A 13,347-nucleotide genomic window follows, 5' to 3' on the forward strand; every position below is an offset into this window, starting at 1 on the left:
TTCTGTCCCCATTTTGCGCTTGGCGCGGTCACCCGCGACAAGCATACAAGTTACGTCTGGCGTCAATAGCCTTCTGGTACCACCCCTTCCCTTCCCGAACAGGACCGTGAAACAGATGAGCGCCAATGATAGTGAGCTTCCGCTCGCGAAAGTAGGTCAACGCCAGACCCCCCATGAAAAACCCCGTTAGCAAAAGCTAACGGGGTTTTTGCTTTTGCTGAAGCTGCTACATTAATTCGAAAAAAATTTATCCATCGAGATGGCTGGTTTTGGCCTGTGTTAGAATCCATAGTGGCGGGTCTCCCCGCATTGCAGGGTGGTGAATCTGGTCAGGTCCGGAAGGAAGCAGCCACAGCTACTTACTGCAAGTGCCGGGGGTTAGGCTCGCCAATTTCATTTTCTGCATTGGTGTGGAGCGCATGAGTTATCAGGTTCTTGCGCGCAAGTGGCGGCCGCGCAATTTTTCTACGCTAGTTGGGCAGGAGCATGTCGTTCGTGCGCTGACGCATGCGCTCTCTGAGCAACGCCTGCACCATGCCTATCTTTTTACCGGCACTCGGGGGGTCGGCAAAACGACCATTGCGCGGATTCTGGCCAAGTCCCTAAATTGTGAGGTCGGGATTACTGCCACCCCTTGCGGAGCCTGTTCTGCCTGCCAAGAGATCGACAGCGGTCGATTCGTCGATTTGCTTGAGGTTGATGCGGCCACCAACACTCGGGTTGACGAAATGCGTCAGCTGTTGGAAAACGCGGTCTATGCACCGACTCGAGGCCGATTCAAGGTCTATGTGATCGACGAAGTACACATGCTCTCCAATTCGGCGTTCAATGCGATGCTGAAGACTCTGGAGGAGCCTCCTGAGCATGTAAAGTTCATTCTGGCGACGACTGATCCGCAGAAAATTCCTGTAACCGTGCTTTCGCGTTGTCTGCAATTCAATTTGAAGCAGATGCCGGCACTGGCGATTACCAAGCATCTTGGTCACATTCTGCTGGCTGAAGGAATTCCTTTCGAAGGGCCGGCGTTGACGTTGGTGGCGCGTTCAGCGTCCGGGAGCATGCGGGATGCCCTTTCCTTACTGGATCAGGCAATTGCTCATGGTGCAGGGAAGGTCGAAGAGGCTCAGGTTCGAAGTATGCTAGGTACCGTCGATCAGGACTATTTGTTCGGCATTCTTGAGTCGCTGCAGGCGGGGGATGCGTCGTCTTTGCTGCAGGTTGCCGCAGACATTGGTGTGCGCAGTCTTTCGTTTTCTTCGGCTTTGCAGGAACTAGGAGCATTGCTGACCCGTTTGCAGGTCGCTCAATGTGTTCCGGCAGCGATTGATGACGATCCAGACAGGGCGAGGTTGCTCTCGTTGTCGGTAGCATTTTCGCCAGAATTTGTTCAGCTGGCTTATCAAATCGTCAATATTGGACGAACTGAACTGTCGACGGCTCCTGATGAGCATGCCGGATTCGTGATGACCTTGCTCAGGTTGCACTCCTTTCGTCCCAGCACAGTTGCCGACGTGCTTGGCGCTGTGACGCCCAAGAACAGGCCGCAGCTAAACGCCCGGCCGTCGCCTGCCGCGAGTCCCGCCGCCGTGGTTCAGGCGGAGTCCGCGACGGCGGTACAATCTGCAACGAGGCTGTCTCCATCCGGAGATACTGATTGGCATCAGATTGTGGCGTCGCTTCCGTTGTCAGGATTGGCTAGGGAACTGGCGCAGAATTGTGAATTTAGGAAACTGGGCGATACAGAGTGTTTGTTGCGGCTATCGCCATCCCAGGCGCACCTGCAGATGAAGCCGGGGCCTGACAAACTGCAGCAAGCTTTGAGCGAGTATTTTGGTCGTTCGCTGAAGGTGCGTTTTGAATTGGCCCCAAATGAATTGGATACACCTGCAGAGACAGTCGGCCGACAGCGCCAAGAGCGTCAAGAGCACGCTATTGCTTCAATTACACGGGATACATTTATACGTGATGCCATCGAGTCTCTCGATGCGTCGGTTGTCGAATCATCCATTAAACCTATTGCCTAACGGAGAGCGAACATGATGAAAGGTGGCTTGGCGGGCCTGATGAAGCAGGCGCAGGCGATGCAGGAAAACATGAAAAAGGCGCAGGAGCAACTAGCCCAGACTGAGATCGAGGGGGTTGCCGGGGCAGGCATGGTCAAAATTGTCATGACTGGTGCTCATGAAGTGCGCCGAGTCAGCATCGATCCATCGGTGATGGATGATCGGGAAATGCTTGAGGATCTAATTGCCGCGGCGATGAACGACGCCGTTCGCCGAGGCGAAGCGCTGAGCCAGGACAAGATGTCCGGCTTTACCTCTGGGCTTAACCTGCCACCCGGGTTCAAGCTCCCGTTCTGATTAGTGAATCCATCAGGTCTTGATACGCTGATTGAGGCGTTGCGCTGCCTGCCCGGTGTCGGGCCGAAGTCGGCGCAGCGCATGGCCTATCATCTGTTGCAGCGTGATCGAAAAGGTGCACAACATCTCGGTGATGCTGTACTACATGCTTTGCTGTCGATTCGACATTGCCAGCGCTGCAATACATTTACCGAAGCTGATATCTGCGAACGCTGTATCTCGCCGCGGCGAGATGCAAGTTTGCTGTGCGTTGTCGAAACGCCGGTCGACATGAACATGATGGAGCAGACTCAGAGCTATCAGGGACTTTACTACGTCTTGATGGGCAAAATTTCGCCGCTTGATGGTGTCGGGCCAAAGGATATCGGCCTGGATCGACTGATGGCCAGGGCGCTTGACGGTGTGGTACGGGAGGTCATCCTGGCGACGAACTACACCAACGAAGGGGAGGCGACGGCTCACTACATCACGGCCATGCTTGCGCCCAAAGGGGTTGGCGTGACCCGGATTGCCCGCGGCATACCGGTTGGTGGGGAGCTCGAATATGTCGATAGTGGCACCTTGGCGCAGGCTTTTCGAGAGCGCAAGGCTTGTGGTGGGTGATATCCGGCTTTTATCGGGCCGTCCGATATCGTATAATTTAGCGTTTAATTTTTATCCCATCTAATTCCGTTAGGGGTCAGCGTAATGAGCAATCAAGGAAAAATGGACTGCGGACGGCGGCGTTTGGTCGTTGCGACCGCGGCCGTGGGCGGGGCGGGGGCAGTTGCCGCACTCGTACCGTTCGTCTCCAGCTTGCTTCCGTCCGAACGTGCCAAGGCTGCAGGTGCACCGGTCGAAGTGGATATCAGCAAGCTCGAGCCAGGTCAGATGATGACCGTCGAGTGGCGCGGCAAGCCGGTGTGGATCATCAATCGCACCAAGGAAATGATGGATACGCTGCCCAAGCTCGCAGATCTGGTTGCCGATCCCAAGTCGGACAAGGAACAGCAGCCGGCCTATGCCAAGAACGATACGCGTTCGATCAAGCCGGAAATCATGGTTGTGGTCGGTATCTGTACGCACCTCGGTTGCTCGCCCTCACAGAAATTCAAGGCAGGTGCCGACGAGGGTATGCCGGGCGACTGGCTGGGCGGTTTTCTGTGTCCCTGCCATGGTTCGACCTTCGACTTCGCTGGTCGCGTTTACAAGTCGAAGCCTGCACCGACCAACCTCGAAGTGCCGCCGCACGTGTATCTCGCTGATACCCGTATCATGATCGGCGAAGACAAGAAGGGAGCATAAGAAATGGCTGCTGGCAATTTCGAAAAGTACAAGTCCGACGGCTCGTTGGCTGGTAACGCGCTTGAGTGGGTCGATGCCCGCTTCCCGGCGACTTCCATGTGGAAGGGTCACCTTTCCGAGTACTACGCTCCGAAGAACTTCAACTTCTGGTATTTCTTCGGTTCTCTGGCGCTGCTGGTCCTGGTTATCCAGATCGTCACCGGCATCTTCCTGGTCATGCACTACAAGCCGGATGCTGCGCTGAACGCCAATGGCGTGCCAATTGCCTTCGCTTCGGTTGAATACATCATGCGTGATGTGCCGGGTGGCTGGCTGATTCGCTACATGCACTCCACCGGTGCTTCGGCCTTCTTTATCGTGGTTTATCTGCACATGTTCCGTGGCCTTCTCTACGGTTCTTATCGCAAGCCGCGTGAGCTCACCTGGCTGTTCGGCGTGGGTATCTTCCTGTGCCTGATGGGCGAGGCCTTCTTCGGCTACCTGTTGCCGTGGGGACAGATGTCCTACTGGGGCGCACAGGTGATCGTGAATCTGTTCTCGGCGATTCCTGTCATCGGCTCCGATCTGTCGCTGATCATTCGCGGCGACTTCGTGGTCGGCGACGCAACGCTGAACCGCTTCTTCTCCTTCCACGTGATCGCCTTCCCGCTCGTTCTGATCGGTCTGGTTGCTGCTCACGTGCTGGCCCTGCACGAAACCGGTTCGAACAACCCGGACGGTGTCGAGATCAAGGCTAACAAGGACGAACACGGCATCCCGCGTGACGGCATCCCGTTCCACCCGTACTACACGGTCAAGGACATCGTCGGTGTTGTCGTCTTCCTGATGGTCTTCTCGGCTGTAATGTTCTGGGCGCCGGAAGGTGGTGGTTACTTCCTCGAAACGCCGAACTTCTATCCGGCTGATCCACTGAAGACCCCGCCGCACATCGCTCCGGTCTGGTACTTCACGCCGTATTACTCGATCCTGCGTGCCATGGTCTGGAACTTCTTTGGCCTTGATGCCAAGTTCTGGGGGGTTGTCGCCATGGGGGCTTCCGTCGTGATCTTCGCCGCGTTGCCGTGGCTCGATCGCAGCCCGGTCAAGTCGATCCGCTATCGCGGCCCGATCACCAAGGTTATGTACACCATCTTCGTGATCTGTTTCTTCATCCTTGGCTATCTGGGTACCCTCTCTCCATCACCGATGGGCGAGCTGATTTCCCAGGTCTGCACGGTGTTCTACTTTGGCTTCTTCCTGGGAATGCCTTGGTGGTCGCGCATGGACAAGTTCAAGCCGGTCCCTGACCGCGTGACGTTCAAGTAAGGGTGGAAATAATGAAAAAACTACTGATCGCATTGCTCTTCGCGCCGATCATGGCATTTGCCAGCGGCAGCACGGCCCATATCGACAAGTGGCCGGGCTCGGTGAGCGACAAGGCGGCGCTGCAAAACGGTGCCAAGCTGTTCGTCAATTACTGCCTGAATTGCCACGGTGCTTCCTACATGCGCTACAAGAACCTGCTCGATCTCGGTCTGACCGAGCAGCAGGTCAAGGAAAACCTGATGTTCACCTCCGACAAGATCGGTGAACTGATGCGTGTGGCAGCGCGTTCCGACGAGCAGAAGCTGTGGTTTGGTGCCACGCCGCCGGATCTGACCATCGTTGCCCGGGCCCGTGGCGAAGCCGGCAATGCCGGTGCCGGTGCGGACTGGCTCTACACCTACCTGCGCTCCTTCTATCGTGACGCGAACCGTCCGACGGGCTGGAACAACACGGTGTTCGAGAACGTCGGCATGCCGCATATTCTGTACGGCCTGCAAGGCCAGCAAGTGATGAATCACGAAACGCACAAGCTGGAACTGGCTGTTCCGGGCACGATGCCACCGGCCGAATTCGACAAGTCGGTTTCCGACCTGGTCGGTTTCATGGTCTGGATGGGCGAGCCGCAACAGGAATACCGCCGCACTCTGGGCTGGTTTGTTCTGGCCTTCCTGGCAGTTCTCTTTGTTGTCGCTTACGCGCTCAAGAAGGAATACTGGAAAGACATTCACTGATCCCTTCTGGATCAGCTAACGGCATCGCGGGTTTGGCTCTGGCCGGCCCCCGATGCCGAATCTCATTTTGAGGGTTACCACAAATGATGAACCTCTACTCGGGCACCACCTGCCCCTTTAGTCACCGTTGCCGCATTGTCCTGTTCGAAAAGGGCATGGATTTTCAGGTGATCGATGTCGACATGTTCAACAAGCCGGAAGAAATGGCGGCGATCAACCCGCACAATCGCGTGCCTGTTCTGGTCGAGCGCGATCTGGTTTTGTTCGAGCCGAACATCATCAACGAATACATCGACGAGCGCTTCCCGCATCCGCAACTGATGCCGGCCGATCCGATCATGCGCGCCCGCGCCCGCCAGTTGCTGGTCGGCATGGAACGCGAGATCTTTTCGTTCATGGAAGTGATCGAGAAGAACGGCAAGACGGCCGACAAGGCTCGTCAGGAAATCAAGGCTCGCCTGACCGAGATCGTGCCGATCTTCAACAAGCAGAAGTTCATGCTCGGTGACGAGTTCTCCATGCTCGACGTGGCCATCGCACCGCTGCTCTGGCGTCTGGATCACTACGGGATCGACCTCGGCAAGGCTGCGGCGCCGCTCATGAAGTACGCCGAGCGTATTTTCAGCCGTCAGGGTTTTATCGACGCGCTGACGCCGTCCGAAAAGGCAATGCGCAAGTAAGGCATGGAACTACCGTCTACCAAGCCCTACCTGCTGCGCGCCATTTGGGAGTGGTGCTGCGACAACGGTTTCACGCCGCACATCGCCGTCGATGTCGATGAGCGGACCCGCGTGCCACGCGAGTTCGTCCGCGACGGGCAGATCGTCCTCAATCTTGGGCCGGATGCCACCAAGAGTCTGCTGATCGGTAACGATTTCATCGACTTTCAGGCTCGCTTCGGTGGCGTTGCCCGCGACTTGTCGGTGCCTATTGCGCGTGTCTCGGCGATTTACGCCCGGGAAAACGGCGCCGGAATGGCCTTTGAGGTCGACGGTGCCGAAGATCAGGCTGATGCTGAATTCATCGACGCCGGCGAAGCCGCGGTCGAACCCGAAGAGCCGCCACCGGAGCCGCCGCGCCCAGAAGCAGGGCGTCCCTGGTTGCAGCGCATCAAATAGGGACGCAGGCAGTACTCGATGCACTAAAAAGGGGAAATTCCACAATGGAGTTTCCCCTTTTTTCATGCAAGTCCATGATTTTTCAACGTGGCATAGCTGTTGCTCAAGCCAAGCCGGAAGGAAAATCATGAGAGCTGAGTTTAAGTCTACCTGTTGCTACTGTGGCGTCGGATGCGGCGTGCTTATCGAAACCGAGGACGGAACGATCACCGGACTGCGCGGCGACCCGGAGCACCCGGCCAATCGCGGACGCCTGTGCACCAAGGGTGCGACCTTGAATCAGACGGTGAATCCGACATATCGCCTGCAATTCCCCGAAAAGCGCATGAGCCGCGGTCGGGCCGGGCAACGTTTGAGTTGGGATCTGGCGCTCGATGAAGCCGCCGAGCGTTTCGCCGCGACTATTCGGCAACATGGCCCGGACTCCGTTGCCTTCTACATTTCCGGCCAGTTGCTGACCGAGGACTATTACGTCTTCAACAAGCTGGCCAAGGGGCTGATCGGCACCAATAACGTCGATACCAATTCACGTCTTTGCATGTCCTCGGCTGTCGCCGGCTACAAGCAGACGCTGGGCGCCGATGCGCCGCCGTGCAGCTATGCCGACATCCTGCAAGCCAAGGTGATTTTTATCACCGGCGCCAATCCGGCCATCGCCCACCCGATCATTTTCCGCTACATCGAAGATGCCAAGGCGGCCAATCCTGACCTCAAGGTCATCGTCGCCGACCCGCGGCGTACAGAAAGTGCGGAGATTGCCGATCTCCATTTGCCGATCAAGCCGGGCAGCGATATCGCGCTGTTCAACGGCATGCTGCATGTGCTGATCAATGAGGGCATGGTTGATCAGGCTTATGTCGAGGCGCACACCAGCGGTTTCGCGGCGCTGGCTGACATTGTCAAAAAGTACACTCCGGACCAGGTAGCCGCCGTCTGCGGCATTCCGGCTGACTCCATCGTCCAGGCGGCGCGCTGGTTTGGTTCCAGTAAAGCCTCACTGTCGCTTTACTGCCAGGGCCTGAACCAGTCGGCCCACGGCACGCACAACAACGCCGGCATCATTCACCTGCACCTCGCTACCGGCCAGATCGGCAAGCCGGGCGCGGGGCCGTTCTCGCTCACCGGGCAGCCGAATGCCATGGGGGGACGCGAGGTCGGTGGCTTGTCCAACCTGCTGTCGGCCCACCGTGACCTGGCCAATCCGGAACATCGCGCCGAGGTGGCGCGTTTGTGGGGCGTCCCGGACGTGCCGGCCAAGCCGGGCAAGTCGGCGGTCAACCTGTTCCAGGCCTTGAAAACCGGCGAAATCAAGGCGGTTTGGATCGCCTGCACCAATCCGGCACAGTCGCTGCCGAATCAGGCGGCCGTCCGCGAGGCCTTGCTGGCAGCCGAATACGTCGTGTTGCAGGAAACCTATGGCAACACCGACACCGCCGATTACGCCGACCTGCTGTTGCCGGCCAGTGGCTGGGGCGAGAAGCATGGCACGGTGACCAATTCGGAGCGTTGCATCACCCGCGTCCAGTCGGCGCTTCGGGCCCCTGGTGAGGCGCGCCACGACTGGGAAATCGTCGTCGATTTCGCACGGCGACTGGGTGACAAGCTTGGCAATGCCGACGCCGAGCGCTTGTTTCCCTATGCCGGTCCCGAAGATATCTTCAACGAGCACCGCGAAAGCACGCGTGGTCGCGATCTCGACATCACGGGCTTGTCCTACGCCTTGCTCGAAGCGCAGGGGCCGCAGCAGTGGCCGTATCCGGAAGGGGCGAGCGCCGGCAAGGTCCGTCTTTACGAGGACGGAAAATTCCCGACGGCGGACGGCAAGGCGCGCTTTGTCGCCATCGAGCACAAGCCAACGGCTGATGCCACGACGCCCGAGTTGCCGATCAGCCTGCTTTCCGGCCGCATGCGCGACCAATGGCACGGCATGAGCCGGACCGGCACTGTACCGCGCCTGTTCAACCTCGAAGACGAACCGCTGCTCGCCATGCATCCGTGCGACATGCGCCATCGCGGGCTGGAAACCGGCGATCTGGCCCGGGTCAGCAACGGTCGTGGCGAAATGCTCGTCCGTATCGGCGAGCGCCCCGGTCTGGTCAAGGGCCGGGCCTGGATGCCGATGCACTGGGGCTCCCAGTTCATGAACACGGCGGGCGCCAATGCGCTGGCTTGCGATGCCATCGACCCCTATTCGCAGCAGCCGGAACTCAAGCATGCGGCCGTCCAGATCGTGAAGGCCGACCTGACCTACCCGCTCGCCGTGGTCCGCCGCTGCGCCAGCCAGTCCGAGGCGCTGGAACTGCTGCAGCGGGCCCGAGGTGCGCTGGCTGACTTCCCGTATGCCAATGTCGGTCTGTACGGCCGGACGACGCCGCTCGTCGTCTTCCGCGGCGCCTGTGCCGGGCCGGCGGCGGATGCCGAGATCCTTGCGCTGGATCGCCTCTTCGGACTGGATGGCGAGGAGGGTGCCATTCTCTATGCTGACGCATCGCGTCGTATCAGCAAGAAGGCCATCGCCCAGCAGGGTCGCCTGCTCGGCGTCCGGCTGGCCGGCGAGACGCAGGCCCTGGCGTGGTTGCGGCAGGCGATGGCGGAGGATGAGCTCGATGTCAGCCTGATCCGTTTTGCCCTGGCGCCTTCGGCCAAGCCGCCGGTGACCATGGTGGCGCGCAACATCGTCTGCAAATGCGCCGATGTCAGCGACGTGCAAATTCACCATGAACTGGAGAAAGGGGCTGACCTGCCGCAACTCCAGAAGAGCCTGAAATGCGGAACGTTCTGCGGTTCCTGTGTGCCCGATATCAAGCGCATGGTGGCGGAACACCCCCCCAAAATAGCAGCTGCGGCCTGACCGCAACCGGAGGAGACAGTGAGCTACGCACAATTCATCAAGGAGATCGGACGCGGCGCCCAGGGCGCGCGTGATCTGCCGCGCGACGATGCGCAGCAGATTTACGCGGCCATGCTCGACGGCGGCGTGCCGGATCTCGAAATGGGCGCGATCATCCTTGGCCTGCGCGTCAAGGGCGAGTCACTCGACGAAATGCTCGGCTTCATGGACGCCACCGCCGAGCGCACCCACCGTCTCGACATGCCGCATGGCCGCGTGCGCCCGGTTGCCCTGCCGACCTACAACGGGGCGCGCAAGGAAGCCAACCTGACGCCGCTGCTGGCCATGTTGCTCCAGCGCTTTGGCGTGCCGGTCGTGGTGCATGGCCTGCTAGAGGGCTTTGGCCGGGTGACCAGCGCCCATATTTTCCGCGAGCTCGGCATCATGCCCGTGGCCTCGACAACGCAGGCCCAGATCGCCCTCGACGAAAAAGGCCTGGCCTTCCTGCCGCTCAACGCCATGTGCCCGGGCATCCACAACCTGCTCGGCCTGCGCAGCCGCCTCGGCGTGCGCAACAGTGCGCACAGCCTGGTCAAGCTGATCAACCCCTTCCACGGCGATGCCGTTCTGGTGGCGCCAGCGACGCATCCCGAATTTGTCGATCTGATGCGCGACATCCTGCTCGCCCGTGGCGACCGGGCGCTGCTCCTGCGTGGCACCGAGGGCGAGCCCTTCGCCAATCCGAAACGGCGGCCGCGTCTTGAGTTCATCCACGAAGGCGGCGTTGATATCCTGTTCGAAGCCGAGCACGAGAGCCTGCGCGCCTTGCCCAATCTGCCGGAAGCCAATGATGCAGTTAGCACGGCGAAATGGATCCGGCGCATTCTCGACAAGCAGGCACCGCTGCCCAAGCCGATTGCCAACCAGCTGGCCTGCCTGCTCTACGCCAGCGGTTATGCCGAGGATTTCAACCAGGCCAAGGCCATCGTTGCGGTCGAGGCCACCGGCCTGATCATTGGCGGCAACTAAGCTGAATCTGCACCGCGCTGGAACCGCTCGCCCCGCCGTGGTGCGCGATTGCCACGGTCAACCGGAAAAAACGCCTAAAAATCAAAAGCCTGATCAGCTGGCACACTGATTGCAAGAACCCTGCAGGTACAGCGAATCAACCGCCAACGTCGGCGGTTCGATGGCAACGACGTCATGCGCTGAAGTAAATTTTGCACCCTCGGGTGCGCGCAACGTTGGAGTCAACCATGAGCACAACTGCTGTCAAACCTCGTCTCGTCCTGATCGGCAACGGCATGGCCGGTGTCCGCACCGTAGAAGAACTGCTGAAGATCAAGCCGGATCATTACGACATCACGATTTTCGGTGCCGAGCCGCACCCGAACTACAACCGCATCCTGCTTTCGCCGGTTCTCGCCGGTGAAATGACCATCTCCGAGATCGTCCTCAACGAACTCGAGTGGTACAAGGAAAACAACATCAAGCTGCACACCGGCAAGCAGATCAAGTTCATCGACCGCGTCAAGCGCAAGGTCATCGCCGACGACGGCACCGAAGAAGAATACGACCGCCTGCTCATCGCCACCGGCTCGACCCCGTTCATGCTGCCGATCCCCGGCAACGACCTGCCCGGCGTCATCGGTTACCGCGACATCAAGGACACCGACGAGATGATCGAAGCCGCCAAGCTGCACAAGCACGCGGTGGTCATCGGCGGCGGTCTGCTCGGCCTCGAAGCCGCCAACGGCCTCAAGCTGCGCGGCATGGATGTCACCGTCGTGCACCTCGGCCCGTGGCTGCTTGAGCGTCAGCTCGACGAAGTAGCAGGCCGGATGTTGCAGAAGTCGCTCGAAGACAAGGGCCTCAAATTCCTCCTGCAAAAGCAGACCGAAGCCTTGATTCAAGGCGAATCCGGCCGCGTCGCGGCGATCCGCTTCAAGGACGGCATGCAGATTCCGGCCGACCTCGTCGTCATGGCCGCCGGCATCCGCCCGAACTATTCGCTGGCCGAATCCTCCGGCATCTACTGCAATCGCGGCATCGTGGTCAATGACACCATGCAGACCTACGACCCGAAGGTCTACGCCGTCGGCGAGTGCGTCACCCACCGCGGCATCGCCTACGGCCTGGTGGCCCCGCTCTTCGAGCAGGCCAAGGTCGCGGCCAACCATCTGGCCGGCTACGGCATCGGCCGCTACACCGGCTCGGTGACGTCGACCAAGCTCAAGGTCACCGGCATCGACCTGTTCTCGGCTGGCAACTACATGGGCGGCGAGGGCACCGAGGAAATCCTGCTCAACGACCCGCATGGCGGCGTTTACAAGAAGCTGGTGATCAAGGACAACAAGCTGGTCGGCGGCGTCATGTACGGCGACACGGCCGATGGCCCATGGTACTTCCAGCTGCTCAAGGACGGCCGTGACATCCACGACATCCGCGACTCGCTGATCTTCGGCCAGTCGCTGGTCGGCGACGTCGGTCATGCCGGCAAGAGCAAGGCGGCCGAGATGGCCGACAGCGCCGAGGTTTGCGGCTGCAACGGGATCACCAAGGGCGTCATCGTCCAGGCCATCAAGGCCAAGGGATTGTTCACGCTCGATGAGGTCAAGAAGCACACCAAGGCGGCGTCCTCCTGCGGTTCCTGTGCCGGCCTCGTCGAGCAGATTCTCGCTTCGACCATCGGCGGCGCCTACACCCCGGCCGCTTCCGACAAGAAGCCGATGTGCGGCTGTACCGAGCACTCGCACGACAAGGTCCGCAAGCTCATTCGCGACGAGCACCTGACCAACAAGGAAACCGTCTTCGCCGAACTTGGCTGGACCACGCCGAACGGTTGCGACAAGTGCCGCCCGGCCATCAACTACTACCTGATCTCGACCTGGCCGCACGAAGCCAAAGACGATCCGCAGTCGCGCTTCATCAATGAACGCGCCCACGCCAACATCCAGAAGGACGGTACCTATTCGGTCGTGCCGCGCATGTGGGGTGGCCTGACCAACCCCAAGGAATTGCGCGCCATCGCCGACGCGGCTGAAAAATACAACGTGCCGACGGTGAAAGTCACCGGCGGTCAGCGTATCGACCTGCTCGGCATCAAGAAGGAAGACTTGCCCGGCATCTGGGCCGACCTCAACGCCGCCGGCATGGTCTCCGGCCACGCCTACGGCAAGTCGATCCGCACCGTGAAAACCTGCGTCGGTATGGAGCATTGCCGCTTCGGCACGCAACTCGCCATGTCGATGGGCGTCAAGCTCGAAAAAATGCTCTTCGACATGTACGCCCCGCACAAGGTCAAGCTCGCCGTCTCCGGCTGCCCGCGCAACTGCGCCGAAGCCGGCATCAAGGACGTCGGCGTGATCGGCGTCGATTCCGGCTACGAGCTCTACATCGGTGGCAATGGCGGCATCAAGACCGAAGTCGCCCAGTTCCTGTGCAAGGTAACTTCGGACGAGGACGTCATGGAATATTCCGGCGCCTTCCTCCAGCTTTACCGCCTCGAAGGCTGGTACCTCGAGCGCACCTGCCACTGGCTGGAACGGGTCGGCCTCGATTACGTGAAAGGCAAGATCGTCGAGGATGAAGAAGGCCGCAAGGCGCTCTACGCCGAGCTGCTCGACTCGCTGAAGGATGCCAAGGACCCATGGGCGACCTCGCGCGAAGAAGGCCCCGTCAAGCAATTTATCCCCATCAAGGTTGAAGCCTGAAAACCG

General features: G+C 59.7%; 11 protein-coding genes, 1 rRNA gene and 1 other RNA gene. All 13 read left to right on the top strand.

Translation table 11 applies throughout. From position 1 onward, the window contains the following. The first annotated feature begins 55 nt into the window (after nucleotides 1-55). The 13 genes from rrf to nirB all read left to right on the top strand — a co-directional run bounded on the left by rrf (nucleotide 56) and on the right by nirB (nucleotide 13,341). A 5S ribosomal RNA gene (rrf, locus tag KI610_RS04205) occupies nucleotides 56-168 on the top strand. A 125-nt stretch (nucleotides 169-293) separates the two neighbouring features. Next, nucleotides 294-392: signal recognition particle sRNA small type (ffs, locus tag KI610_RS04210), an RNA gene on the top strand. A gap of 27 nt (nucleotides 393-419) precedes the next feature. After that, nucleotides 420-2,024: a DNA polymerase III subunit gamma/tau gene (gene dnaX, locus KI610_RS04215; RefSeq protein ID WP_226497426.1), complete on the top strand. Its 1,605-nt coding sequence runs from the start codon at nucleotides 420-422 to the stop codon at nucleotides 2,022-2,024. A 12-nt stretch (nucleotides 2,025-2,036) separates the two neighbouring features. Continuing rightward, nucleotides 2,037-2,360: a YbaB/EbfC family nucleoid-associated protein gene (locus KI610_RS04220; protein ID WP_226404050.1), complete on the top strand. Its 324-nt coding sequence runs from the start codon at nucleotides 2,037-2,039 to the stop codon at nucleotides 2,358-2,360. A 3-nt stretch (nucleotides 2,361-2,363) separates the two neighbouring features. After that, nucleotides 2,364-2,963: a recombination mediator RecR gene (gene recR, locus KI610_RS04225; RefSeq protein ID WP_226497427.1), complete on the top strand. Its 600-nt coding sequence runs from the start codon at nucleotides 2,364-2,366 to the stop codon at nucleotides 2,961-2,963. An 84-nt stretch (nucleotides 2,964-3,047) separates the two neighbouring features. Next, entirely contained in the window at nucleotides 3,048-3,644 is a 597-nt protein-coding gene (petA, locus tag KI610_RS04230; protein WP_226497428.1) for a ubiquinol-cytochrome c reductase iron-sulfur subunit, read from the top strand. A gap of 3 nt (nucleotides 3,645-3,647) precedes the next feature. After that, nucleotides 3,648-4,949 (top strand): cytochrome b, encoded by a 1,302-nt coding sequence (locus KI610_RS04235; protein WP_404827466.1) that lies wholly within the window; start codon nucleotides 3,648-3,650, stop codon nucleotides 4,947-4,949. Nucleotides 4,950-4,960: 11 nt separating this feature from the next. Further along, nucleotides 4,961-5,680, top strand: coding sequence for a cytochrome c1 (locus KI610_RS04240; protein WP_226497429.1), 720 nt, complete (start codon nucleotides 4,961-4,963; stop codon nucleotides 5,678-5,680). Nucleotides 5,681-5,763: 83 nt separating this feature from the next. Further along, nucleotides 5,764-6,360, top strand: a complete 597-nt coding sequence (locus KI610_RS04245) for a glutathione S-transferase N-terminal domain-containing protein (protein WP_011286577.1) — start codon at nucleotides 5,764-5,766, stop codon at nucleotides 6,358-6,360. Nucleotides 6,361-6,363: 3 nt separating this feature from the next. After that, nucleotides 6,364-6,798 carry a ClpXP protease specificity-enhancing factor gene (locus KI610_RS04250; protein ID WP_226497430.1) on the top strand — a complete coding sequence of 145 codons (435 nt, stop codon included), beginning with the start codon at nucleotides 6,364-6,366 and terminating at the stop codon, nucleotides 6,796-6,798. A 127-nt stretch (nucleotides 6,799-6,925) separates the two neighbouring features. Further along, the gene (locus KI610_RS04255; RefSeq protein ID WP_226497431.1) at nucleotides 6,926-9,649 is read left to right on the top strand and encodes a nitrate reductase; all 2,724 of its coding nucleotides are present in this window, start codon (nucleotides 6,926-6,928) and stop codon (nucleotides 9,647-9,649) included. 18 nt (nucleotides 9,650-9,667) lie between these two features. After that, nucleotides 9,668-10,657, top strand: coding sequence for a DNA-binding protein YbiB (gene ybiB / locus KI610_RS04260; protein ID WP_226497432.1), 990 nt, complete (start codon nucleotides 9,668-9,670; stop codon nucleotides 10,655-10,657). A gap of 227 nt (nucleotides 10,658-10,884) precedes the next feature. After that, nucleotides 10,885-13,341 carry a nitrite reductase large subunit NirB gene (gene nirB / locus KI610_RS04265; protein ID WP_226497433.1) on the top strand — a complete coding sequence of 819 codons (2,457 nt, stop codon included), beginning with the start codon at nucleotides 10,885-10,887 and terminating at the stop codon, nucleotides 13,339-13,341. Nucleotides 13,342-13,347 lie beyond the last annotated feature (6 nt).

Origin of the sequence: Ferribacterium limneticum, from assembly GCF_020510565.1 — a bacterium.
GTDB lineage: Bacteria > Pseudomonadota > Gammaproteobacteria > Burkholderiales > Rhodocyclaceae > Azonexus > Azonexus limneticus_B.

Excerpts from the sequence above, each read along its gene's own strand:
- KI610_RS04250 (WP_226497430.1), top strand. The coding sequence starts at position 6,364 with ATGGAACTACCGTCTACCAAGCCCTACCTGCTGCGCGCCATTTGGGAG.
- dnaX (WP_226497426.1), top strand. The coding sequence starts at position 420 with ATGAGTTATCAGGTTCTTGCGCGCAAGTGGCGGCCGCGCAATTTTTCT.
- nirB (WP_226497433.1), top strand. The coding sequence starts at position 10,885 with ATGAGCACAACTGCTGTCAAACCTCGTCTCGTCCTGATCGGCAACGGC.
- KI610_RS04220 (WP_226404050.1), top strand. The coding sequence starts at position 2,037 with ATGATGAAAGGTGGCTTGGCGGGCCTGATGAAGCAGGCGCAGGCGATG.
- KI610_RS04235 (WP_404827466.1), top strand. The coding sequence starts at position 3,648 with ATGGCTGCTGGCAATTTCGAAAAGTACAAGTCCGACGGCTCGTTGGCT.
- KI610_RS04240 (WP_226497429.1), top strand. The coding sequence starts at position 4,961 with ATGAAAAAACTACTGATCGCATTGCTCTTCGCGCCGATCATGGCATTT.
- KI610_RS04245 (WP_011286577.1), top strand. The coding sequence starts at position 5,764 with ATGATGAACCTCTACTCGGGCACCACCTGCCCCTTTAGTCACCGTTGC.
- petA (WP_226497428.1), top strand. The coding sequence starts at position 3,048 with ATGAGCAATCAAGGAAAAATGGACTGCGGACGGCGGCGTTTGGTCGTT.
- KI610_RS04255 (WP_226497431.1), top strand. The coding sequence starts at position 6,926 with ATGAGAGCTGAGTTTAAGTCTACCTGTTGCTACTGTGGCGTCGGATGC.